The organism is Sedimentitalea sp. (assembly GCF_039973035.1).
Lineage (GTDB): Bacteria > Pseudomonadota > Alphaproteobacteria > Rhodobacterales > Rhodobacteraceae > Sedimentitalea.
The window spans coordinates 19,973-40,292 of sequence record NZ_JBDWLR010000007.1; the positions used below are offsets into that span (position 1 = coordinate 19,973).

At 54.1% G+C, this 20,320-nt stretch carries 19 protein-coding genes and 2 pseudogenes; 15 read left to right on the plus strand and 6 right to left on the minus strand.

The genetic code is table 11. The features are described from left to right. Positions 1–2 precede the first annotated feature (2 nt). The 3 genes and pseudogenes from ABJO75_RS00875 to ABJO75_RS00885 form a co-directional block, all read left to right on the plus strand. Complete coding sequence (locus ABJO75_RS00875; RefSeq protein WP_348432305.1) at positions 3–1,040, plus strand: NAD(P)-dependent alcohol dehydrogenase; 1,038 nt, start codon at positions 3–5, stop codon at positions 1,038–1,040. After that, entirely contained in the window at positions 1,033–1,470 is a 438-nt protein-coding gene (locus ABJO75_RS00880; protein WP_348432306.1) for an ABA4-like family protein, read from the plus strand. The genes ABJO75_RS00875 and ABJO75_RS00880 overlap by 8 nt, the downstream gene beginning before the upstream one ends. A 166-nt stretch (positions 1,471–1,636) precedes the next feature. Next, positions 1,637–1,774 (plus strand): annotated as a pseudogene (locus ABJO75_RS00885) (IS6 family transposase); the annotation flags it as partial. A gap of 167 nt (positions 1,775–1,941) precedes the next feature. Here the strand turns inward: ABJO75_RS00885 and ABJO75_RS00890 are convergent. Beyond that, on the minus strand, positions 1,942–3,423 hold the full coding sequence (locus ABJO75_RS00890) for a PLP-dependent aminotransferase family protein (protein WP_348432307.1): 1,482 nt from the start codon (positions 3,421–3,423) through the stop codon (positions 1,942–1,944). A gap of 158 nt (positions 3,424–3,581) precedes the next feature. On the opposite strand from ABJO75_RS00890, the gene ABJO75_RS00895 reads away from it, so the two are divergent. From ABJO75_RS00895 to ABJO75_RS00945, 11 genes and pseudogenes are all read left to right on the plus strand, one after another. Next, positions 3,582–4,598 (plus strand): TRAP transporter substrate-binding protein, encoded by a 1,017-nt coding sequence (locus tag ABJO75_RS00895; protein WP_348286121.1) that lies wholly within the window; start codon positions 3,582–3,584, stop codon positions 4,596–4,598. A 63-nt stretch (positions 4,599–4,661) separates the two neighbouring features. Beyond that, positions 4,662–5,228 (plus strand): TRAP transporter small permease, encoded by a 567-nt coding sequence (locus ABJO75_RS00900; protein WP_348432308.1) that lies wholly within the window; start codon positions 4,662–4,664, stop codon positions 5,226–5,228. After that, positions 5,228–6,568: a TRAP transporter large permease gene (locus ABJO75_RS00905; protein WP_348286117.1), complete on the plus strand. Its 1,341-nt coding sequence runs from the start codon at positions 5,228–5,230 to the stop codon at positions 6,566–6,568. The genes ABJO75_RS00900 and ABJO75_RS00905 overlap by 1 nt, the downstream gene beginning before the upstream one ends. Positions 6,569–6,592: 24 nt before the next feature. Further along, complete coding sequence (locus ABJO75_RS00910; protein WP_348412861.1) at positions 6,593–7,096, plus strand: universal stress protein; 504 nt, start codon at positions 6,593–6,595, stop codon at positions 7,094–7,096. 26 nt (positions 7,097–7,122) lie between these two features. Next, positions 7,123–7,509 (plus strand): nuclear transport factor 2 family protein, encoded by a 387-nt coding sequence (locus ABJO75_RS00915; RefSeq protein ID WP_348286114.1) that lies wholly within the window; start codon positions 7,123–7,125, stop codon positions 7,507–7,509. Positions 7,510–7,536: 27 nt separating this feature from the next. Continuing rightward, complete coding sequence (locus ABJO75_RS00920) at positions 7,537–8,931, plus strand: FAD-binding oxidoreductase (protein ID WP_348432309.1); 1,395 nt, start codon at positions 7,537–7,539, stop codon at positions 8,929–8,931. Positions 8,932–8,955: 24 nt separating this feature from the next. Beyond that, on the plus strand, positions 8,956–10,737 hold the full coding sequence (gene xsc / locus ABJO75_RS00925; protein WP_348432310.1) for a sulfoacetaldehyde acetyltransferase: 1,782 nt from the start codon (positions 8,956–8,958) through the stop codon (positions 10,735–10,737). Between the two features lie 171 nt (positions 10,738–10,908). Beyond that, on the plus strand, positions 10,909–11,916 hold the full coding sequence (locus ABJO75_RS00930) for a YeiH family protein (protein WP_348286232.1): 1,008 nt from the start codon (positions 10,909–10,911) through the stop codon (positions 11,914–11,916). A gap of 18 nt (positions 11,917–11,934) precedes the next feature. Further along, a complete protein-coding gene (locus ABJO75_RS00935) occupies positions 11,935–12,294 on the plus strand; it encodes a cupin domain-containing protein (protein ID WP_348432312.1) in 360 nt (119 codons plus the stop codon). Positions 12,295–12,324: 30 nt separating this feature from the next. Next, positions 12,325–13,323 carry a phosphate acetyltransferase gene (gene pta, locus ABJO75_RS00940; RefSeq protein ID WP_348432313.1) on the plus strand — a complete coding sequence of 333 codons (999 nt, stop codon included), beginning with the start codon at positions 12,325–12,327 and terminating at the stop codon, positions 13,321–13,323. Between the two features lie 64 nt (positions 13,324–13,387). After that, positions 13,388–13,579: pseudogene (locus ABJO75_RS00945) on the plus strand (integrase core domain-containing protein); the annotation flags it as partial. 89 nt (positions 13,580–13,668) lie between these two features. Here ABJO75_RS00945 and ABJO75_RS00950 read toward each other — a convergent pair. The 5 genes from ABJO75_RS00950 to ABJO75_RS00970 form a co-directional block, all read right to left on the minus strand. Then, positions 13,669–14,478, minus strand: coding sequence for an ABC transporter permease (locus tag ABJO75_RS00950; RefSeq protein ID WP_348432314.1), 810 nt, complete (start codon positions 14,476–14,478; stop codon positions 13,669–13,671). Further along, the gene (locus tag ABJO75_RS00955) at positions 14,475–15,296 is read right to left on the minus strand and encodes an ABC transporter permease (RefSeq protein ID WP_348432315.1); all 822 of its coding nucleotides are present in this window, start codon (positions 15,294–15,296) and stop codon (positions 14,475–14,477) included. Before ABJO75_RS00955 ends, ABJO75_RS00950 begins: the two co-directional genes overlap by 4 nt. A gap of 57 nt (positions 15,297–15,353) precedes the next feature. Further along, positions 15,354–16,469: an ABC transporter substrate-binding protein gene (locus ABJO75_RS00960; protein ID WP_348432316.1), complete on the minus strand. Its 1,116-nt coding sequence runs from the start codon at positions 16,467–16,469 to the stop codon at positions 15,354–15,356. 57 nt (positions 16,470–16,526) lie between these two features. Beyond that, the gene (locus ABJO75_RS00965; protein ID WP_348432317.1) at positions 16,527–17,600 is read right to left on the minus strand and encodes an ABC transporter ATP-binding protein; all 1,074 of its coding nucleotides are present in this window, start codon (positions 17,598–17,600) and stop codon (positions 16,527–16,529) included. A 99-nt stretch (positions 17,601–17,699) separates the two neighbouring features. Further along, positions 17,700–18,590, minus strand: coding sequence for a LysR substrate-binding domain-containing protein (locus ABJO75_RS00970; RefSeq protein ID WP_348432319.1), 891 nt, complete (start codon positions 18,588–18,590; stop codon positions 17,700–17,702). Positions 18,591–18,734: 144 nt separating this feature from the next. Between ABJO75_RS00970 and ABJO75_RS00975 the strand changes: the two genes are divergently transcribed. Further along, entirely contained in the window at positions 18,735–20,318 is a 1,584-nt protein-coding gene (locus ABJO75_RS00975) for an amidohydrolase (RefSeq protein ID WP_348412852.1), read from the plus strand. Positions 20,319–20,320: the final 2 nt, after the last annotated feature.

The following is a 20,320-nucleotide window of genomic DNA, read 5'->3' on the forward strand; positions in this document are numbered from 1 at the left end:
CAATGCTGGCCTATTCATACAAACAATACGGATCACCCGACGTGATCAAACAAGTCACACTGCCCCAACCAACACCAAAACCAAATGAGGTTTTGATCCGCATCTTCACTACGACTGTCAGCGCGGGTGACTGGCGGGCGCGCAGCCTGACAATGCCGAAGGGTCTTGGCCTGATGGGGCGTGTGGTGTTTGGCCTACGCGGGCCGCGCAAGCCGATCCTCGGCACTGAATTTTCGGGTGTGATCGAGGCGGTTGGCGCAAATGTCACCCATTACCTAACCAGCGACGCCGTGATTGGATTTCCGGGTGCTGCATTTGGGGCACATGCAGAATTCATCACGATGCCTGCGAACGGAAAGCTGACCCTGAAGCCGGACAACATCGGCTTTATACACGCAGCAGCGATCCCGTTTGGTGCAACCACGGCTTACGACTTTTTGGTCAATAAGGCGAAACTACAACGGGGTGAGACTGTGCTGATCAACGGGGCCTCTGGGTCGGTTGGGTCGGCCTGTGTGCAAATCGCCAAACATCTCGGCGCGCATGTGACCGCTGTCTGTAGCGGTGGTAACGCGGAAATGGTGCGCACTTTGGGTGCAGATCACGTGATCAATTATCGTGCGCAAAACGTCGTTGAGAAGGGCACCCAATACGACATGGTTGTCGACACGGTCGGAACGCTGCCTTGGGCCAAGGCCAAGCACGCCATCAAACGCGGCGGAAAAATGGTCCTGATCGCGGGTATAACATCGGACATGTTCTTTGGCAGTCTCAAGGCGCGCCTTGCGGGCAAGAAAATGGTGGGCGGCGTCGCGTCTGAGGATCGGGATATCTTGGAGGCGGTCGTAATACTCGCCCATCAAGGTGTTTTTCAGCCCGTCATTGACAGAAGCTACGCGTTTGAGGATATGAAAGCTGCACATGCCCATGTCGATACGGGGCGTAAGAAGGGGAACGTGGTCGTCACTGTGACATCTCAAGACAGGACGCGTTCGCCCATTGAAATGGAACTTCAGTCAAAGGATGTGGTCTATGCCTGATCCAAACATGAATTTTGAACTTCTATTCTCATTGGCTGGCGTTCTGGCGATGGCAGGCTGGTTAGTCTTGCTTGTATCGCCTCTTATTCCACTGTGGTCTGATCGGATTTCGGGGCTCCTCATTCCGTCGGTGCTATCGGCTGGCTATGTGGTGCTAGCGGTTTTCTTTCCTTCAGGTGGGGACGGCGGGTTTGGCAGCCTCGACGCTGTTATGACTCTCTTTTCGCAGCCGAGTGCGATGTTGGCTGGTTGGATCCACTACCTTGCATTTGACCTTCTGATCGGAGCTTGGATATGCCGGACAGCGAGACACGATGGTTTGACCTTCTGGTTGGTTGCGCCGTGCCTTCCACTGACCTTTCTTCTTGGCCCAGCAGGTTTCCTCGCCTTCTTATTCGTCCGCACAATTGCGAAGCCCAAAGCGGCTTAGACCTCAGTGAAATGAAGAAAGGTGTCTCCTAATGACATACAATGAAACACAGCTTGCTCATCTGATCTGCGGTTCAACGGGCGCCGGCAAAACGATTTATGCGCAAGAGTTGGCAAAGGCGTATTGCCAAGTTGTTGACTGGGTTTGATAAAGCTATGTTGGCCCCATGAATATTCCAATTGAATTGCCACGCTTGAAGGGCTTTCGTTATCCTTGTGGGATTATTGCGTAGGCTGTTTGGGCGTACCATCGGTTAGCTCTGAGCACAGCTGATGTTGAAGACCTGTTGGCCGCGCGGGGCGTGATCGACGCCAGCAAAGGCGCGGCAATCCTCCCAAACCCCATGCCCGTCGATGTCTGAAACATTGCGGCGAGAACGACGATGCAGTTCGCGACCAAGAGGGAGGAAAACGGCTGTGGGGACTTTATGTTGTCCTTTCTTGACCTCAAAAATTCATTGCGGCAGCCGTATTACGGCGTTGAAGCGCCCGTGAACTTGTCCGCAATAATCCGAATACCTTTGGCTATGCGATTGACGGGAATGGAAGAATACCCAAGTCTGAAATACTCGTTCGGTTGGTTATCGCCACTAAAGAACGGTGCCCCCGGTTCGATCACAACACCATCGCTCAAAAGCTCTTGCGCTAAAATTTCAGTATCTGTCCCATCCGGCACTTTGATCCAAAGACTTGTTCCACCGAATTTGGCAGCACCTGCCGTTTCCAAAACAGTGTCCTTCAAAGCATCAACTGCCGCCGTACGCCGTTTTGCAAATTCCCGCCGCATATCCCGGATCAGCAGGTCATAATGCCCTTGTGCCAGGAAATACGCAGCCGTCCGTTGTAGATGCCCGGGAGGATGGCGGAGCATCATCGATCGTAGTTCTTTGGCCTCAGCGATAACTCTTTCTGGTCCAACGAGATAGCCTAACCTTAAGCCAGGGAACAGCGCTTTGGAAAAGCTGCCCGCGTAAAGGACACACTCGTCCTTGTCGATCGCCTTAAGTGCAGGGCTTGGTGGTTCGATAAAGCTCATTTCGAACTCGTAGTCATCTTCAACGATCACAAAATCATTGTCGCGTGCCTGCTCAAGAAGACGGATGCGCCTCTCTCGGGACAAGGTCGCTCCTGTCGGTGCGTGGTGGCTGGGTGTCACAAAGACAGCTTGCGTTCCAGCGGGTATCTTATTCGGGGGAAGGCCATATTGATCGACATCTACGGTTGTCACTTCTGCACCGCACCACCGCAAAGTCTGTGCTGTATCCGGGTAGCCGGGATTCTCACAGACGGCTTTCAAAGGGTTGCGGGTCAAAAGTTCCGTTGCAAGCCAAAGCGCGTTTTGCGCGCCAACGGTAATCAGGATTTGTTCGCGCCTAGCGGTAATGCCGCGACGCGGTAGCATACGTGCCAAGATATAGTCCACGAGCAGCGGATCATCGGTCGCCTCATTGCTTGCCATAAGCTCAAAGTCGCGTTTCCCCATTGCTTGGCGCGCACATTCACGCCAAGCGGTGTGTTTGAACAAGCTGCTGTCCATCTCGCCGAACACAAAAGGGTAGGGCATAGACCGCCAGTCGGCAGGTTTGATAATCCGGCGCCGCTTTGCGAGGTTTTCTGACAAAACGTTTTTCCAGACGGTGCTAGTATTGGCTACGTCTGCTACGTTGCCTTTCGGAAGCTGTGGAACCGCACCGTTATCGACAACAAGATACCCACTGCGATCTTTAGTTTCGAGGAATCCCTGATCGACTAAGTCCTGAAAAGCCAGCGTCACAGTCATGCGGGCCACTCCTAGGTGGTCTGCAAGCTTGCGTGAAGAGGGCATCAAAGAGCCAGGCATGGCTTGCTTTGATAGAATCGACGCGATGACGGTTTCGCGTATCTGTGTTTGCAGCGGTCTTTTGGATTTTCGATCCAAAAAGAAGACATCTGCTGCGATGCGTGGTTTGGCCATGATTCAGTGTGTTAGCTGATCTGGTCTAAGTCAATAAAATTTCTGGCCCTAACGCTAGGTTAATGATTCCCCCTAGGCGATGCGTAGCTTGGGGGTGGGCGATGCAAATTCTCCGCAATCTGAGCAATTCTTGCTTAAGCAACAATGGAGGACACTCAATGACACTTCTTTCACGGATGACGTCAACTGCGGCAGTCGCACTAACGGCAACTTTCCTAAGCATCGGCGCTGCTGATGCGAAAAACTTCAAAATCGCAGTTGGAGACAGCGGCGGCAGCAGCCAGGAAGCAACTGGTTTGGCATTTGTTGAAGCTCTCGAAGAGCTTTCAGATGGCAACCACACCGCGACCTTGTTCCTCAACGGCCAGCTTGGCTCCGAGCAGGACACAGTCAACGAAGCGGCCATCGGCACGCTCGACATGTCGATCCTCGCGATCAACAACGTTACACCATTCTCACCAACTGTTGGCGTGTTCTCACTGCCTTACGTTATTCTGAGCTTGGAAGATGCTGAAAAACTGACACAAGGCCCAATCGGTCAGGAACTGACGGAAAACACAATCAACGACGCCGGCGTGCGCGTTATTGCATGGACTTACACAGGCTTCCGTCGCCTGACCAACTCCAAAAAGCCGGTGAAATCCGTTGCTGATTTGCAGGGTCTGGTGATCCGCGTTCCCAAGAACGAAATCATGATCGACACGTACAAAGCCTGGGGCATCAGCCCGACACCAATGGCATGGTCAGAGACTTTCGCTGGTTTGCAGACCAAAGTTGTTGACGGTCAGGACAACCCATACACAACCATCAACGCGATGAAGTTCTATGAAGTGCAAAAGTACGTCACGAACATCCGCTACATCTTCTCGATTGAGCCGCTGATCGTGTCCGAGCAAGTCTTCCAAGGCCTGTCCGCTGCCGATCAGGAGATCATCCTTGAAGCAGGCAAAAAAGCCACTGCGGCATCTGCACAGTTCCTGCGCGACAAGGAAGCCGAGATCAAGCAGATCCTGTTGGACCAAGGCATGCAGATTGATGACCCAGAAAACAATGAGCAAGAGTTCATTGACCTGGCGACAGCTGCTGTTTGGCCAAAATTCTACGAGAGCATCGGCGGCATTGAAAAGCTGAACGCTGTTTTGGCTGAAATCGGCCGTGATCCCGTCTCTGAATAAGTCTGACTTAAAGCGAACGACAAGCGCTCATGAGCGCTTGTCTCATCTCAGTGGGAGGGGACAATGGCTAAACTTTGGTACATCGTAGACAATATCGAAAGCTACATCTGTCGTACGCTTTTGGCGATTTTCGTGTGCTTGCTGTTCTTGCAGGTTATCGTGCGCACGTTGTTCGATTTTTCATTCTCGTGGGTCGAAGAACTGTCGATCTACATGTTCGTCTGGTTCGTCTTCTTTGGGGCGAGCTATGCGGCCAAGATGGGTGCCCACAACCGCGTCACCTTCCAATTCAAGTTTTTGCCACCTTCGAAAATCAAATACATTGCGGCCTTTGCCGATCTGTTCTGGATCTTCTTCAACGTCTACTTTGTCTACCTCTCGATAGATTTCATCTTCAACAAGATGAACCGTTTTCAGTCGTCCCAAACCATGGGGTTCCACCTGAGCTGGGTCTACATCGTGCTGCCGATTGCGTTCACTTTGATGACCATCCGGGTCATTCAGGTGAATTACAAAAAAATCATTCTGGGCGAAGATTTGCGCGACCCTGATGCAATCGACCTCGAAGAAGTGCGCGCAGAAATTACCGAAGATTCTGGCAAGCCAGATCTTGATGGGGAGCAAAGATAATGGAAAGCCAAATCATCCTGGTCCTCTTTGGAGGGTTCTTGCTGTTGTTGTTCATGGGCGCGCCGATCACGGTTGCCTTGGGTGTCTCAACACTTATCTCATTTCTCTATCTGGACGAAAACCCGATCAAATTTGTGCAGATCGCCTTTACCTCGGTGGGCTCGTTCCCATTGATGGCCTTGCCTGCCTTCATCCTTGCAGGGGCGCTGATGGAAGCGTCCGGCCTATCGAGGCGTCTCATCAACGTAGCCGAGAGTTTCGCGGGCCCTTTCACTGGCGGCATGTCTGCAGCTACTGTTTTTGCCTGTTTGTTTTTTGGAGCGATCTCGGGCTCTGGCCCGGCAACGACGGCGGCCGTTGGCATGCTGATGATCCCAGCGATGATTGAACGCGGATATGGGCGCAGTTACGCATCCGCAATCACTGCGTCGTCTGGTGGCCTCGGTATCGTTATTCCGCCATCCATCCCGTTGATCATTTTCGGTATTGCAGCCCTTGGTATGCCTGCCCCACCTGAAGCGGTTGAAAAATTCGGTCAATTCCAGACTGTTTCGATCCCAAAGCTGTTTATCGCCGGATTCATGCCAGCGTTTCTGATCGCAGGCAGCCTTTTGATCATGAACTATATTCTTGCCAAAAAGCACGGCTACAAAGGCTCTGCTGAAGGTTGGTCTGCACGTCAGATCTGGTGTGAATTGTATCGTGGCTTCTGGGCGCTGATGGCTCCTGTTGTGATCCTTGGTGGCATCTATTCCGGCTTCTTTACGCCGACCGAGGCAGCCATCGTAGCAATCTTTTACACGCTTATCATTGGTACGTTTATTTATCGCGAACTCAGCTGGACAAAACTGTTTACCGCTCTTGAAACGACAACCTGGCTAACGGGCCGAGTTCTGTTGATCATGTTCACCGCAACTGTTTTTGGTCGCCTTCTCGTGGAAAACCAAATCCCGGCAGTCATTGCTGACAGCATGCTGTCTGTGACTGACAACATCTACATCATCTGGGCGCTGGTGATCTTTTTCCTGCTGTTCGTCGGCATGTTCATGGAGACGCTTGCCACCATTTTGATCTTGGTGCCGGTTATGTTGCCTGTAGCGTACAGCGTCGGGATTGATCCAATCCACTTTGGCGTGGTCATGGTCTGCTGCCTTGGCATCGGGTTCCAAACACCTCCGTTGGGAGAGAACCTCTTCATTGCTTCGGGCATCTCAAACATCTCGATCGAAAAGATCTCGGTCGCGGCGCTGCCGTTCGCGTTCATCAACACGATCGCGATTTTTATCATCGCATTTGTTCCCGAAATCTCGCTCTGGCTGCCACGGTTCTTTGGCTATTGATCCGCGATTGGAAAGGAGTTCCCTATGAAACAGACGATTACACATATCCTTTGTGCGACGGACTTGTCCAAGCATTCCGCATACACGATGTGTCATGCGGCCAGCCTTGCGGCATCAACCGGAGCCAAGCTGCATCTGGTGCATGCGGTCCAGCCTATGAGTGACGAAACAAGGACCGCACTGCAAATGTACATGCAGACAACGGGGTCAAGTGAAACCGCGCAAAAAGCGCGGCATGAGCACGTGCGCACGATCATGGCAGAGCGGCAGAAAGAGTTCTGGCAGCATGTCAGCGAGGAAAACAAGGATGTCCAGAAGCAGGTTGCGTCCATCGAGCTTGTCGATGGCTACCCAGCAGAAGTGATCCTGCGTCGTGCCTCCGAGCTCGGATGCGATTTGATCGTGATTGGCGCGCATGAACACGGGTTCTCGCAAACCTTTCTAGGGACCGTCGCGAAACGAGTGCTGCGACGATCCCCCATACCAACACTGGTCGTCCCGTATCGGGACACCGACCCAAGCACCTAAATTCACTTAAAAATCAGGAGACTACCATGACCAAGACACTGACAGTTCAAGACTTGTCCGATACCTTTGATGCCTTCAACCGTCACGATGTTGATGGCGTCATGACCCACTTCGCCGACGATTGCGTATTCTACACTGTTGGCGGTGACGAAGTGTATGGCGGCAAAGTTGAAGGCGCAGACGCTATTGCGACAGCTTTCTCTGGCGTTTGGGCCGGTATGAAAGACGCGCATTGGGACCACCACAGCCACTTTGTTCACGGTGATCGCGCGGTATCTGAATGGACATTCTCAGGCACGGGCGCTGATGGCATGCGCGTCGAAGCACAGGGTGCTGATCTGTTCACCCTGCGCGATGGCATGATCATCGTAAAGCAAGCCCTGCGCAAATCCCGCCCGCCTTTCAAAGCGTAATTTTCATCTCGCTCAAGGAGTTGCAAAATGCCGAACAGACCCAAGCACTGGCCCAAGGCCAGCTACGATCCTAGATACGATCCGATTGTCGATTCTGGTCCCGGGCACAACCGGGATCATGCGCCGACGTATTGGATCGGCACGGCGGGCACTCCGCCTGAAGACGATGGCCCTGTGACTGGTGATATCGACGTGGATGTTGTTGTCATCGGCTCCGGCTACACAGGTCTGTCGACCGCAATTCATCTGGCCAAAGAACACGGTATCAAAGCGCATGTTCTTGAAGCCAACACAGTCGCTTGGGGCTGTTCCACCCGCAATGGTGGTCAGGCGCAGATTTCGTCTGGCCGCCTGAAGCGATCCGAGTGGATCAAGCGTTGGGGTGTTGATGTTGCGAAGGGCATGCATGCAGAAGTCACCGAAGCATTTGAGCTATTCAACGACCTGATTGGGTCGGACGACATTGATTGCGACCCTCAGACTGGTGGTCATTTCTATTTGGCGCACCGCGAAAAGGTGATGTCAAAGCTGGAAAAGGAATGCGGACTGCTGAACGATGTGTTCGGTTACGGTTCGCGCATGGTTTCAAAAGGCGAGTTGCACGAGAAATACGTGCGCGACCAAGAAGCAAACGGTGCGATGTGGGAGCCTGATGGTACCTCCATCCATGCCGCGAAGCTGGCGTTCAGCTATGTGCGTCTTGCGCGCAAACTCGGCGCGAAAATCCACACCGCAAGCCCTGTGATGGGTTGGAAAACCGTGGACGGGGTGCATCATCTCACTACGCCCGGCGGCACTGTGCGCGCGCGCGCAGTTGCGTTGGCAACCGCTGGCTACACACCGCCCGGCCTGAACGAAAAAACCAAACATCGCCTTATGCCGATTTTGTCGAACTCTATCGTGACGCGCCCGCTGACCGAAGAAGAGAAAGCAGAATGCGGGTTTAAGGTGAAATCCCCACTGACAGACACGCGCACCTTGCGGCACTACTATCGCTTTCTGCCCGACGACCGTGTTCAGATCGGAAGCCGCAGCGCCATCACTGGAACGGATGCGGAAAATCCCAAGCACCTCGCGCTGTTGCAAAAGGGCCTTTATCGCAAGTTCCCTGTACTGGAAGGGATCGAGCTTGATTACTCTTGGTGGGGATGGGTGGATGTCAGTCATGACATGATGCCACGCATTTTCCAGCCAAATCCAAAACAAACGATCTTTTATGCGATGGGCTATGGCGGCAACGGTGTGATGTATTCTGCACAAGCTGGTAAGCGCATGGCGCAGATGGTGGCAGGTGAAGGCAAAGACCTCAAGCTTCCCATCTTTACGTCACAACTGCCAAGCCATGGCATTTTGACTCCGTTCCGTCGGTTGGGTCAGCGAATGGCCTATCCTTATTACTATCTTCAAGACGAAATTCTCTAACGCCCTGACACAAGGATTACAGACATGAAAATGACCACCGAAGAGGCCTTTGTTAAGGTTCTGCAAATGCACGGTATCGACAACGCCTTTGGCATTATCGGTTCCGCAATGATGCCGATTTCGAATATCTTTCCTGATGCAGGAATCAAATTCTGGGACTGCGCACATGAAACATCTGGCGGTATGATCGCGGATGGTTACACACGCGCGTCCGGCAAGATGTCCATGGCAATTGCGCAAAACGGCCCTGGCATCACCAACTTCGTTACGCCGATCAAAACAGCCTATTGGAACCACACGCCGCTGTTGTTGGTGACACCGCAGGCCGCAAACAAGACCATCGGTCAGGGCGGCTTTCAGGAAATCGAGCAGATGAAATTGTTCGAAGACATGGTTTGCTATCAGGAAGAAGTGCGCGATCCGTCTCGCATGGCCGAAGTCTTGAACCGCGTGATTGAAAAAGCGTGGCGCGGTTCTGCCCCTGCGCAGATCAACATCCCGCGCGACTACTGGACGCAAGTCATCGACATCGAGCTGCCCCAGATCATCCGTCTGGAGCGCCCGCAAGGGGGCGAGCAAGCGGTCAAAGACGCGGCCAAGCTGCTGTCAGAGGCTGAATTCCCCGTTATCCTGAACGGTGCAGGTGTGGTTCTGTCCGGTGGGATCGATGCAAGTGCCAAACTGGCAGAAGCATTGGATGCGCCCGTTGCTTGTAACTATCAGCACAACGATGCGTTCCCGGGTTCGCACCCGCTGGGCGTTGGACCTTTGGGCTACAATGGCTCGAAAGCGGCGATGGAGTTGATCCAGAAGGCAGACGTGGTCCTTGCCCTTGGCAACCGTCTGAACCCGTTTTCCACGCTGCCCGGGTACGGCATTGATTACTGGCCTACGGATGCAAAGGTCATTCAGGTCGACATCAACTCTGACCGCATCGGCTTAACCAAAAAGGTTGACGTGGCCATTCAGGGTGACGCCAAGCGTGTGGCCGAGCAACTGTTGGAAAACCTTGCGGATGGCGCAGGCGACAAGGGCCGCAAAGAGCGTACCGAGCTGGTGGCGCTGACAAAATCCCGCTGGGCGCAAGAACTGTCGTCTATGGTTCACGAAGACGATGCGGACGAAGGCATCGACTGGAACGAGCGTGCGCGCAAGGCCAAGCCAGAACACATGGCACCGCGTCAGGCCTGGCTTGCAATCATGTCAGCGCTGCCAAAGGATGCGATCATCTCGTCCGACATCGGCAACAATTGCGCGATTGGCAACGCCTATCCGTCTTTTGATCAAGGCCGCAAATATTTGGCACCTGGTCTATTTGGCCCATGTGGGTATGGCTTGCCTGCGATCCTCGGCGCGAAAATCGGCTGCCCGGATGTTCCGGTTGTCGGCTTTGCCGGTGACGGAGCATTTGGCATCTCAATGAACGAGATGACAGCCTGTGGCCGCGGCGATTGGCCTGCGATCACCATGATCATCTTCCGCAACTACCAGTGGGGCGCTGAAAAGCGGAACACAACACTGTGGTTTGACGATAACTTTGTCGGCACGGAGCTGAACGAAGGTGTGAACTATGCAGAGATTGCAAAGGGTTGTGGCCTTAAAGGCGTGCAGGTCACTGGTATGGATCAACTGACAGACGCGCTTAACACAGCCGTCAAAGAGCAGATGAAAGACAACGTCACGACGTTCATCGAAGTTGTCCTGAACCAAGAGCTAGGTGAACCTTTCCGCCGCGACGCGATGAAAAAGCCGGTTTCGGTGGCAGGCATCAACAAAGGCGACATGCAAAAGCAGCAGTTCGTCTAAGCCCATTACAAAACGGAGAGGCGGCCGCTTGGGTGCCTCTCCGACAATATTCTGTGAGTGACGCGATCACTCTTTCTTACCACTTAACATATGTTGACGTGCCGGACTGATCTGGTGCGGTCACGGAAAGCATGTCTGATGACATCGATTGCAAGTTCCTCCCAGACCTTCATGAACCGCGTCCCTGCGTTTTTCTCAACCAACGGGCCGGGGTTTGCCGTTTCGGTTGTGATCGCAGTTTGTGCGCAGTTCTTGTCAGAGCACTACGGCGCGCCCGCGATGCTTATGGCTTTGCTGTTGGGGATTGCTTTCCATTTCTTGGCTGAAGAAGGGCGTTGCGTTCCGGGCATCGCTTTTACGTCCAAAACAGTGTTGCGAATTGGCGTGGCTTTGTTGGGTGCGCGCATCAGCGTTGAGCTGCTCATTGGGCTGGGGCCAAAGCTGATTGGGCTTGTCGTTGCAGGTGTCATTCTGACTATTCTGTTTGGCCTTCTGGGCGCAAAACTGCTGGGGCGGGGGTGGCGTTTTGCGCTGCTGACGGGCGGATCTGTGGCCATCTGTGGCGCATCAGCTGCGATGGCGATTGCAGCCGTTCTGCCCAAGAACGAGCATTCTGAACGAAATCTGATTTTTACCGTGTTGAGTGTCACGATCTTGTCCACCATCGCGATGATCGCCTATCCAATCATCACGGATTGGCTTGAGTTGGATGATCTTGCCGCTGGTGTTTTCCTTGGTGGAACGATCCACGATGTGGCGCAAGTCGTTGGTGCTGGCTTCTCGGTCAGCAATGAGACCGGAGAAACCGCGACGCTTGTGAAATTGATCCGCGTGACCATGCTTGCGCCGGTCGTGCTGGTGTTCGCACTTATCATCCGCACCTATGCTGACGATGATCCTCAGGCAGACGGCAAACGTCCGCCGCTTATGCCATTTTTTGTCATCATGTTTTTGATCCTCGCCGCAATCAATTCTTTCGGTCTGATCCCAGCATTCATGCAAGGTTTCCTTGCTGATATGTCAAAGTGGGCACTGCTGGTGTCTATTGCCGCCGTCGGCATGAAGACCTCACTCAAGACAATTTTCGATGTCGGCGGGCAGGCAATCATTCTTATCGTGGCCCAGACAATCTTCATCGCAGGCTTCATCCTTTATGGCATTACCCATTTCGCCAACTAAACAGAAAAGAACACCGTTATGCGTATTGTAGACTTTCAAGAAGACGTATCGATCACAAAGCGGCGTCTCGCCGATTTGCCTGACCGCGTTGTCGAAGGTGACCCACATCACGAAACACAGATGCGATTTACAAGCGCTGATGGCACTTTGCTGGCGGGGACGTGGACCAGTACGCCGGGTAAATGGCATGCCTTCGCCGACCGAGACGAGTTTTGCTATTTCCTTTCAGGCCACGCACAGCTGATTTCCGAAGACGGCACGGTGCAGGATTTTCGCGCGGGCGACAGTTTTCTGATCCCAAACGGCTTCGTTGGATACTGGAATGTGTTGGAAACAACTACCAAGCATTTCGTAATTCGCGACTACAGCGCCGATTGACCCACACGACTGGCATTTGAGGACATGACAATGAACCCGATGACGCGCATTCTGAATACAGCTGTTCGGCTGAACCGCAAAATTGTTTTGAGCGAGGGTGAAGATCCTCGGGTCATCGCAGCGGCAATAGAGGCGCGCAAGCAGGGCCTTGCGCAAGTGGTGCTGGTCGGGAACAAAAGCGCCATTGATGCAGCTCTCTCCACCAAAGGCGGGCAAGAACTCGACGGGATTGAAATCCATGATCCAACGGACAGCGATCTCAGAACTCCCATGGCAGACTATTTCCACAATTTGCGCAAACACAAAGGTGTCACAATCGATCTTGCTGCAAAAGCTGTGGAAAACCCGCACGTTTACGCGGCACTTCTGGTAAAACTGGGCCATGCTGACGGTACATTAGGTGGTGCCGCAACATCCACCGCCGAGATCGTTCGTACAGCCATTCAGGTCATAGGCACAGCGGCGGATGCCAAAATGGTTTCCAGCTTCTTCCTGATGATCCTAGATCAGGACCATCATCCCAAACAAGGCGTGCATGTCTTTTCCGATGCGGGACTTGTGATCGACCCCGACGCAGACGAGTTGGCGCAGATTGCAATGGCGTCTGCAACGTCGTTTGCTCAATTAACCCAAGATGCGCCTCGCGTGGCGATGCTGTCCTTTTCGACAAAAGGCAGTGCTAGAGGGGAAAGAGTTTCGAAAGTCGTAAAAGCAACACGACTTGTACGCGATACCGCCCCAGATTTGATGGTCGATGGCGAGTTACAGTTCGATGCAGCTTTTATGCCGGCCGTCGCTGCATCAAAGGCTCCCGACTCTGTTCTGGGTGGTGGTGCCAATGTATTCGTTTTTCCAAATCTGGACGCAGGCAACATCGCCTACAAAGTGGCACAACGTATTGGCGGCGCCACTGCCGTGGGGCCAGTTCTTCAAGGGCTATCGCAGCCCGCGAACGATCTTTCACGGGGATGCAGCACTGAGGATATTGTACTGATGGTCGCTGTAACCGCAGCACAGTGCGCTGGATAATATTCTGACTTGAGTAGGTATCTGGTGTCATTTCAAGTTTAGGTATTGCCTGCCGAAGAACCGGTATCTGCACGCCTGAGAAACCGGATCGGAAGCCAAGCCCAGCGTCAGAGAATGGATCGAGTTCTACAATCACAAACGCCCACATTCTGCACTTGGCGGCAAACCACCTGCCGTGGACTATTGGCAGACAAATGTAACAACAAACCCCGATCAGCAGGTGCAAAGAGTAGCTCAGATCCTGTCCAACAAATAGGGAGTAGCTCAGTCCCGACAACCTCTGGGGCTTAGACCTCTTAGTCGCCATCTGGGTCTTCCGCTTTCATAACCATGGCACATCTCAAGTTATTGGCGCGACGAAACCCAACTGGAAAAGAGCGATCTGGTGATAGCGATCAGGGCGACGATAACAATCAGAACAACGGATATTGCTGCAATCGCCGGGTCGATGTTGTCACGCAATCCCATCCACATCAGGCGCGGCAATGTCACTGCATCCACTGAGGTGATAAAGATGGTGACAGCAATTTCCTCCCACGACAAAACGAAGGTCAGGAAGAAGGATACAATCAGACCAAAACGGATGTTGGGGATGATCACTCTGAGGATGCGGGTCGCTAAACCTGCACCCATGGCACGGGCCGCCAGATCAATGCGCCGGTCAACCTGGGCCAGTGAGACGGAAATCATCACAACCGCAAAAGGGGCGATCATCACCGAATGCGCCAACACGACGCCTGCCAAGGTGTCATAGGCGATAATGCCATTGTATTGGCTCAGAGTGATCAGAAAGAAATAGAGCGTCAACGCCGAGACAACAGGTGGGGCCACCATCGGCAGCAACGCAATGCCCATCAAAAGTCCCGCAAATCGCGGCCGCATCATCCAGATACCAAGCGCGAAAAACAGCCCCAACAAGGTAGACACGGCAGCGCTGAGCAGTCCAACGCGGACAGAAAGCCAGATGCCATTCACCCATGCCGGATTTTCGATCAGGGTGCGGTAATGTCGCCACGACCATTCATCCGTGGGGATCGACAAAAACCGCTTTGGCGTGAATGAAACGGGCACAACTGCGAGCAAAGGCATCATCAGAAAAATGGCAACAACAGCGGCAAGAAGCGCTGCTATCAGACCGGGGCGCAGGGTTGTCATTTCGCGCCCCCCGGTTGCAGCTGTCGCAGCAGCAGCGCCAGCAATGCGGCAATTGACAGCATCAGAACAACGCTGATGGCCGCCGCAAGACCCCAGTTCGGGCTTTGAAAGATACGCAGGTAGATGAGCTCAGCAATCATCACGCTGCGCCCGCCGCCTAGGATTGCCGGCGTCACAAAGAACCCAATGGCAAAAACAAAGACCAACAGCGCCCCGCCAAGGATGCCCGGCGCAGTCATCGGTACAAAGACTTGCCAGAAAATGCGCGCACGGCCAGCCCCCATCCCACGCGCGGCCATCACGGCGCGTTCATCGACATTTCGCATCGCGGTGGCAATTGGAAAGACGGCAAAGGGGATCAGGAAATGCACCATTCCGATGACCACGCCGATCTCATTTCGTACCAGTGCCAGCGGGCCATCCAGTAGACCGATAGATTGCAGCCAACTGTTGATCAGGCCGCGATTTGACAGCAGCGCAAGCCAACCAAAAGCGCGGGTTAGAACCGATATCCAGAATGGAATGAAGATACATAATTCACACAAAAGCCGGGCCAGCGTGCCACCCCGCACCCAAAGCAAGGCAATCATGTAGCCCGCCGTCACACTGATCAGCGTGACCATCGCGCAAATCCGCAAGGTGCGCCAAAACACCGAAAGAATGAGCGGATCGCTCAGTGCGGTTGCATATTGATCAACCCCGACCTCGGGGAGCGTCACGCTCCAGCTGATCACGCCAAGAAACGGCAGGATGTACGTCAGAGCCAGGAACAACAGGAGCGGGCCCAGCAGAACAGCAGATTTTGACAATCTCGGCATATCAGTCCTCAGATGGACGCTGCATTTTGTGGGAGAGCCAAGTGCAGCGCCCTTTGGTTAGGCAGAGACAATACCGAGATACTCATCAAGCGCCGCACCATAATTGGCCTCGTACCATTCCATTTGTAACGGAACCTGCACGGAAAAATTGGCCGGATCGACTGGGTTGAACCTTTTGCGGTCCGCCGGGATCAACGCATCAGCTGCTGGGTTCGCCGGACCATTTGACAGGATGTCAAACAAGGCAATCTGACGCGCGGGATCCTGCGCCGAGGCAATGAAATTCATCGCCGTCTCAGCGCCACCCGGGTTGCCCTTTAACACGGCCATGGACCCGGGGGCCAACAACCCATCCACCCAGATGAACTTGATATCGCCTTCGCTATCCTCTTCCAGCAGCTTGGCCCGTGTTGACCAGACCAACGCCATTGAGGCTTCGCCCTCCAACATCAGCGTCTGGCTTTCAGCACCACCGCCCCAGAAGGCCACGACATTGTCCTTGAATGCGCGCAGCTTGTCGTGGGCGCGGGCAATGTCCAATGGATAGAGATCCCCCTGTGCCACACCGTCGCCCATCAGCAAGGCTTCCCAAACGCCAACACCCCATTTGTACATGGCGCGCTTGCCTGGGAAATTTTCAACGTCAAAGAAATCGGCCATACCGGTTGGGGGATTGTCACCGAATTTGGTCGCGTCATAGGCGATGACATATGAATAGAAATAGGATGATGCGGCGTAATCCCAGCCAAAGCCTTCGCGCATTTTGCCACGATCAACCACGTTGTAGTCAATCGGTTCCATCATGCCCTTGCGACCCAATGCCTGCGCCGAGAATGGATCAGCATCAACAATATCCCAGGTTGGATTGCCGCTTTCGATCTGGGCTTGGATAGCGCCTTCAGTTGGGCCGGATCCATCCTGTTTTACGACCACGCCGCCGTCTTCCTGAAATGGCTGACCAAAGGCGGTGTCAAAGGCCGTAATGGCATCCCCACCCCAGTTGACGAACACCAGCTCACCACTATCAGCCAGTACCGGCGTGCCCTGCAGTCCAAGAGCCGTTGTGCCCAAAAGGGCAGTTGCCAGCGTGGTAAAGCTGCGTCGCGAAATATCACCTTTCTGGGTTTTGGTAGCCAGAATATCAAGGCAGTCCTTCTGAAAATTTCCGTCCATGTGTCTTTCTCCCTATTGAAAATTGGTCGTCTTTCGCAGTCCGGGCGGCCCCTCGCGCTATAGTAGAATGCCCTTGTCTTCGGACCAGCCTGCCCACACCTCAGATCCGGGGCCAAACCCTTGAGGCAAGTCGGCCGTGACCTGAGACAGTATCAAATGCGTGCCACCACGGGTTGTGAGATCAAGCCGGGTTTCCGCGCCCAGATACGTCAGGCCGGTGATCGTTGCCGCGATGGAATTGCCGTTTGACTGCTGTTTGTTCGTCAGATGCATGTACTCGGGCCGCACGGCCAAGGTTTGACCGAACGACTGTGCCGGGCGCACAATGCGCAGGGCCTGATCTTCGAACAGCCCTTCTGTAAACCTGCCGTGGCTTTTGACGTCACTCATTGGCAGGATGTTGATATCCCCCAAAAATTCCGCAACAAATCGGTTTTGGGGTTGTTCGTAAACATCACGTGGCGTGCCGATCTGTTGCAGCTTGCCCTGTTCAAATATCGCAACCTTGTTAGACAACGCCAAGGCTTCTGACTGATCATGGGTGACGAAAATGAAGGTGGTACCGGTTTCCTGATGTAACCTGCGCACCTCGTCCTGCATCTGGTTGCGCAGGTTCTTGTCCAAAGCTGAAAACGGCTCGTCCAGTAAAAGCACCGATGGCTCACAGGCCAAAGCCCGCGCAAGGGCCACGCGTTGTTGCTGGCCACCCGACAGGGCGGATGGGCGTTTTTGGCCGTGGCCCCCAAGACCCACCATTTCAATCATCTCTGCGACGCGGCGCTTAGTGTCGGATGCACTGCGGCGCTGGACCTTGAGGGGGAATGCAATGTTCTGCGCGACGCTCATATGCGGGAACAGGGCATAGCCCTGAAACACCATGCCAAATCCGCGATCTTCGGGTGGGACATGCGTGACATCACGCCCATCCAGCGTCATCCGCCCACGGGTCGCCGCCTCAAAGCCGGCCAAAACCATCAGGAAGGTTGTCTTGCCGGACCCCGACGGCCCCAGCAGGGTCAGAAACTCACCGCAGCCAACAGTCAAGGAGATATCATCAAGCGCTGTAAAGCTGCCAAAATCCTTGCCGACGTTTTGGGCGTCAATCTCAGCTGCGCGTGTTTTAGCAAGCATGGCTTCCTCCGTGTGGCCTAAGCTAGAAGGAGGAAATACTTCCTGACAAACGAATTGTTTTTACATCATTGGCAAATAGAATTTGCCAAAGGCAGATATTTAGGTGTTCGAACGTGATAATTCATCCAAGATCCAATCTCGGAATGCGACCACGCTGGCAAAGTCGGATTTCGCGGATGGGATTGCCAGATAATATGCCTTGGGTGACTTGATGGACAAATCAAACAACCGCACCAGGTGGCCGGTCTCCATCGCCTCGCGGCAGATGAATTCATCCCCCATCGCCAAACCCTGAGCGTTCATTGCAGCCCCATAAACCAGATTCATGTCTGCAAAAAAGACACCGGAATTTGTCAAATCAGGAGAGCAACCAGCAGCTTGGAACCACGCTTTCCAGTCTTCCTGATCGGCTAGATGCAAAAGATCGCCCCGCAAAACGTCACCTGGTTCCTGAAACGCGCCCAACCTATTCAGCAGAACCGGGCTGATCAAAGGGGTGAACTCAACTTCCTTTAATAACTCGACTTCTACATCTTTCATGGTGCTTTCACCAAAGGCTATAAACACATCCACATCGGGGTTTGTAACATCTTCAAGCAGTTTTGGTGTGATTATAGAAAGGGCTATTTCGGGAAAGTTCCGCCTGAACTTTCCGATTTTTGTGCTAAGCCAGGTCGCGGCAAAACCGGGGGTACAGCTGATACATAATTGGCCGGACAATTCCTGCCCGGCATTGCGCGCAGCGGACAAGCTGATCAATGACAGAGCAGCGGATACGTCATTGGCGTAGGTGCTCCCACGAGTGGTAAGTTCGATCCGGGTTCCCACGCGATTAAACAGCGCGAACCCAAGATCGCGTTCCAGCAAACGCAGTTGATGGCTAACTGCGCTGCGGGTGAGGTTCAGTTCATCCGCAGCTTTCCAAACCGCCCCGTGCCGCAAAAAACTCTCAAGAGCGCGCAGCGCTTGAGTTGAAGGTAGCCGTTTCATATCACATCTCTCACTTTAGGGTAGGTATACAACATGCGTTTGGTGAAACCAGCCACGAGGTGAACCAAATTTGCAGGTTGATTGAAATGATTTCACTTTTCTATCTGCTGTAGCGCTGCGTTACTTGGCACCATGAAAAATCCGATGCCCCTGTCGAATGCACAATCAAGCGCACTGGCTGTTGTCGACTCTCGGCAAGCCGAGCTGTCGGATTGGTGCGCGACAATATTCAATTTCGCTGAACCGGCCTGGCGCGAGTACCGCTCGGCAGAATGGTATGTGAAACGGCTGCGCGCCGAAGGTTTTAGGGTTGAAGAAGGTTCTGGCGGTATGCCTACGGCCTTTTGCGCGGAATGGTCAAACGGCGCTGGTCCGGTAATCGGCATGTATGCAGAGTACGACGCTGTTCCGGGCAATTGTCAGGCGGCATCGACCCGTCGAGAACCGCGCGAAGGGTTGGGATTTCAAGCAGGCGGGCATACCGACCCGCACTCGGGGCTTGGCATTGCGACGCTGGGTGGGCTGCTGGCCGCCAAAGCGGCGATGGAAAAACACGGCATCAAGGGCGGTCTGCGTTATACCGGAGAGCCGGCGGAAAAGGTGCGGGGATCAAAGCCGATCCATGCGGCCAAAGGATACTACGACGGGCTGGCAGCGATGCTGTCGTTCCATCCGTTCTACATGCTGCCAATGTGCAATACGGTGCGTTGGGATACGCATTGTGGCGCTGCTTATGCGATGGTTTACCGCTTTATCTGTGATGCTCCTGAGAGCTGGGGCAGCAGCGATGGTGCGCCCATTCCCCAATCTCATTCCGCCGTGCGTGCCCCTGGCGCGAATGACGCGTTGATGACAATGTATCAGTCTTCAAAGGCGCTGCGCGAGGCGATGCTGCCCCATCAAGGCGGCTGGTCAGTATCCGAAGCGATCCTGACCGCCGGGCAGGCCACCGCAGACAACCTGCCAGCAGGTCTGGCAGAGATCCAATATATGATGCGCGTGCCAACTGTGGCGATGGCCGAACAGATCACCGCCGTTCTGGACCGCAACGCCGCCGCCAGTGCTGCAATGACCGGCTGTAGATGGGAGCGCCACTGGGTCAGCAAATCCCGCCCTGGTTTGGCAAATCATGCGATGGCAAATGTCGTGTGGGGCGCCTTGCAACAGGTCGGGGCTCCGGTTTGGGACGAAGCGGCTAAAGGTGTAGCGCGCGACATTCAGCGCAATCTGGGGATGGTCCCGATGGAGGAACCATTCATCAACGCTCTGACGCAGTTGGTTGAACCACAGCAGGCCGAAGCGATCCTACGTCGGGATTTGCCACCCTCTCAGCTGAATTCAACATCTGATGATTATACCGATATGACCTGGCACACGCCAACTGCACGGTTCTATATCGCCCGCCCGGCGCTAAAGGCACCAGAAACGGGCGCCTATCCGCCTTGGGTAATGAACGCGCTTGGCGGCATACCCGCCACAATTGATCCAATGGTGCAAACCGCCGCCAAGGTACTGGCTTGCGTAGCAATCCGGTTGCTCGAAGACGAAGGCGCACGCGATGCGGCTATGGAAGAGTTCCAGACACGAACGGGTGGCGGCATTGGCGGCACCACGTGGCACCCACCACTTTGTGATTATGATCCACCGATCCATTTTCGCTGGCCCGAATATATCAACACCCCGCGCGGACAAGATTGGTGGATCCCCTCCACCGTGCCCGACGCTTGATT

Coding starts and splice junctions, on each gene's coding strand:
- ABJO75_RS00915 (WP_348286114.1), top strand. CDS start 7,123: ATGACCAAGACACTGACAGTTCAAGACTTGTCCGATACCTTTGATGCC.
- ABJO75_RS00875 (WP_348432305.1), top strand. CDS start 3: ATGCTGGCCTATTCATACAAACAATACGGATCACCCGACGTGATCAAA.
- ABJO75_RS00920 (WP_348432309.1), top strand. CDS start 7,537: ATGCCGAACAGACCCAAGCACTGGCCCAAGGCCAGCTACGATCCTAGA.
- ABJO75_RS00905 (WP_348286117.1), top strand. CDS start 5,228: ATGGAAAGCCAAATCATCCTGGTCCTCTTTGGAGGGTTCTTGCTGTTG.
- ABJO75_RS00970 (WP_348432319.1), bottom strand. CDS start 18,590: ATGAAACGGCTACCTTCAACTCAAGCGCTGCGCGCTCTTGAGAGTTTT.
- ABJO75_RS00955 (WP_348432315.1), bottom strand. CDS start 15,296: ATGCCGAGATTGTCAAAATCTGCTGTTCTGCTGGGCCCGCTCCTGTTG.
- ABJO75_RS00965 (WP_348432317.1), bottom strand. CDS start 17,600: ATGCTTGCTAAAACACGCGCAGCTGAGATTGACGCCCAAAACGTCGGC.
- ABJO75_RS00895 (WP_348286121.1), top strand. CDS start 3,582: ATGACACTTCTTTCACGGATGACGTCAACTGCGGCAGTCGCACTAACG.
- ABJO75_RS00930 (WP_348286232.1), top strand. CDS start 10,909: ATGAACCGCGTCCCTGCGTTTTTCTCAACCAACGGGCCGGGGTTTGCC.
- ABJO75_RS00890 (WP_348432307.1), bottom strand. CDS start 3,423: ATGGCCAAACCACGCATCGCAGCAGATGTCTTCTTTTTGGATCGAAAA.
- ABJO75_RS00900 (WP_348432308.1), top strand. CDS start 4,662: ATGGCTAAACTTTGGTACATCGTAGACAATATCGAAAGCTACATCTGT.
- ABJO75_RS00880 (WP_348432306.1), top strand. CDS start 1,033: ATGCCTGATCCAAACATGAATTTTGAACTTCTATTCTCATTGGCTGGC.
- xsc (WP_348432310.1), top strand. CDS start 8,956: ATGAAAATGACCACCGAAGAGGCCTTTGTTAAGGTTCTGCAAATGCAC.
- ABJO75_RS00950 (WP_348432314.1), bottom strand. CDS start 14,478: ATGACAACCCTGCGCCCCGGTCTGATAGCAGCGCTTCTTGCCGCTGTT.
- ABJO75_RS00935 (WP_348432312.1), top strand. CDS start 11,935: ATGCGTATTGTAGACTTTCAAGAAGACGTATCGATCACAAAGCGGCGT.
- ABJO75_RS00910 (WP_348412861.1), top strand. CDS start 6,593: ATGAAACAGACGATTACACATATCCTTTGTGCGACGGACTTGTCCAAG.
- pta (WP_348432313.1), top strand. CDS start 12,325: ATGAACCCGATGACGCGCATTCTGAATACAGCTGTTCGGCTGAACCGC.
- ABJO75_RS00960 (WP_348432316.1), bottom strand. CDS start 16,469: ATGGACGGAAATTTTCAGAAGGACTGCCTTGATATTCTGGCTACCAAA.
- ABJO75_RS00975 (WP_348412852.1), top strand. CDS start 18,735: ATGCCCCTGTCGAATGCACAATCAAGCGCACTGGCTGTTGTCGACTCT.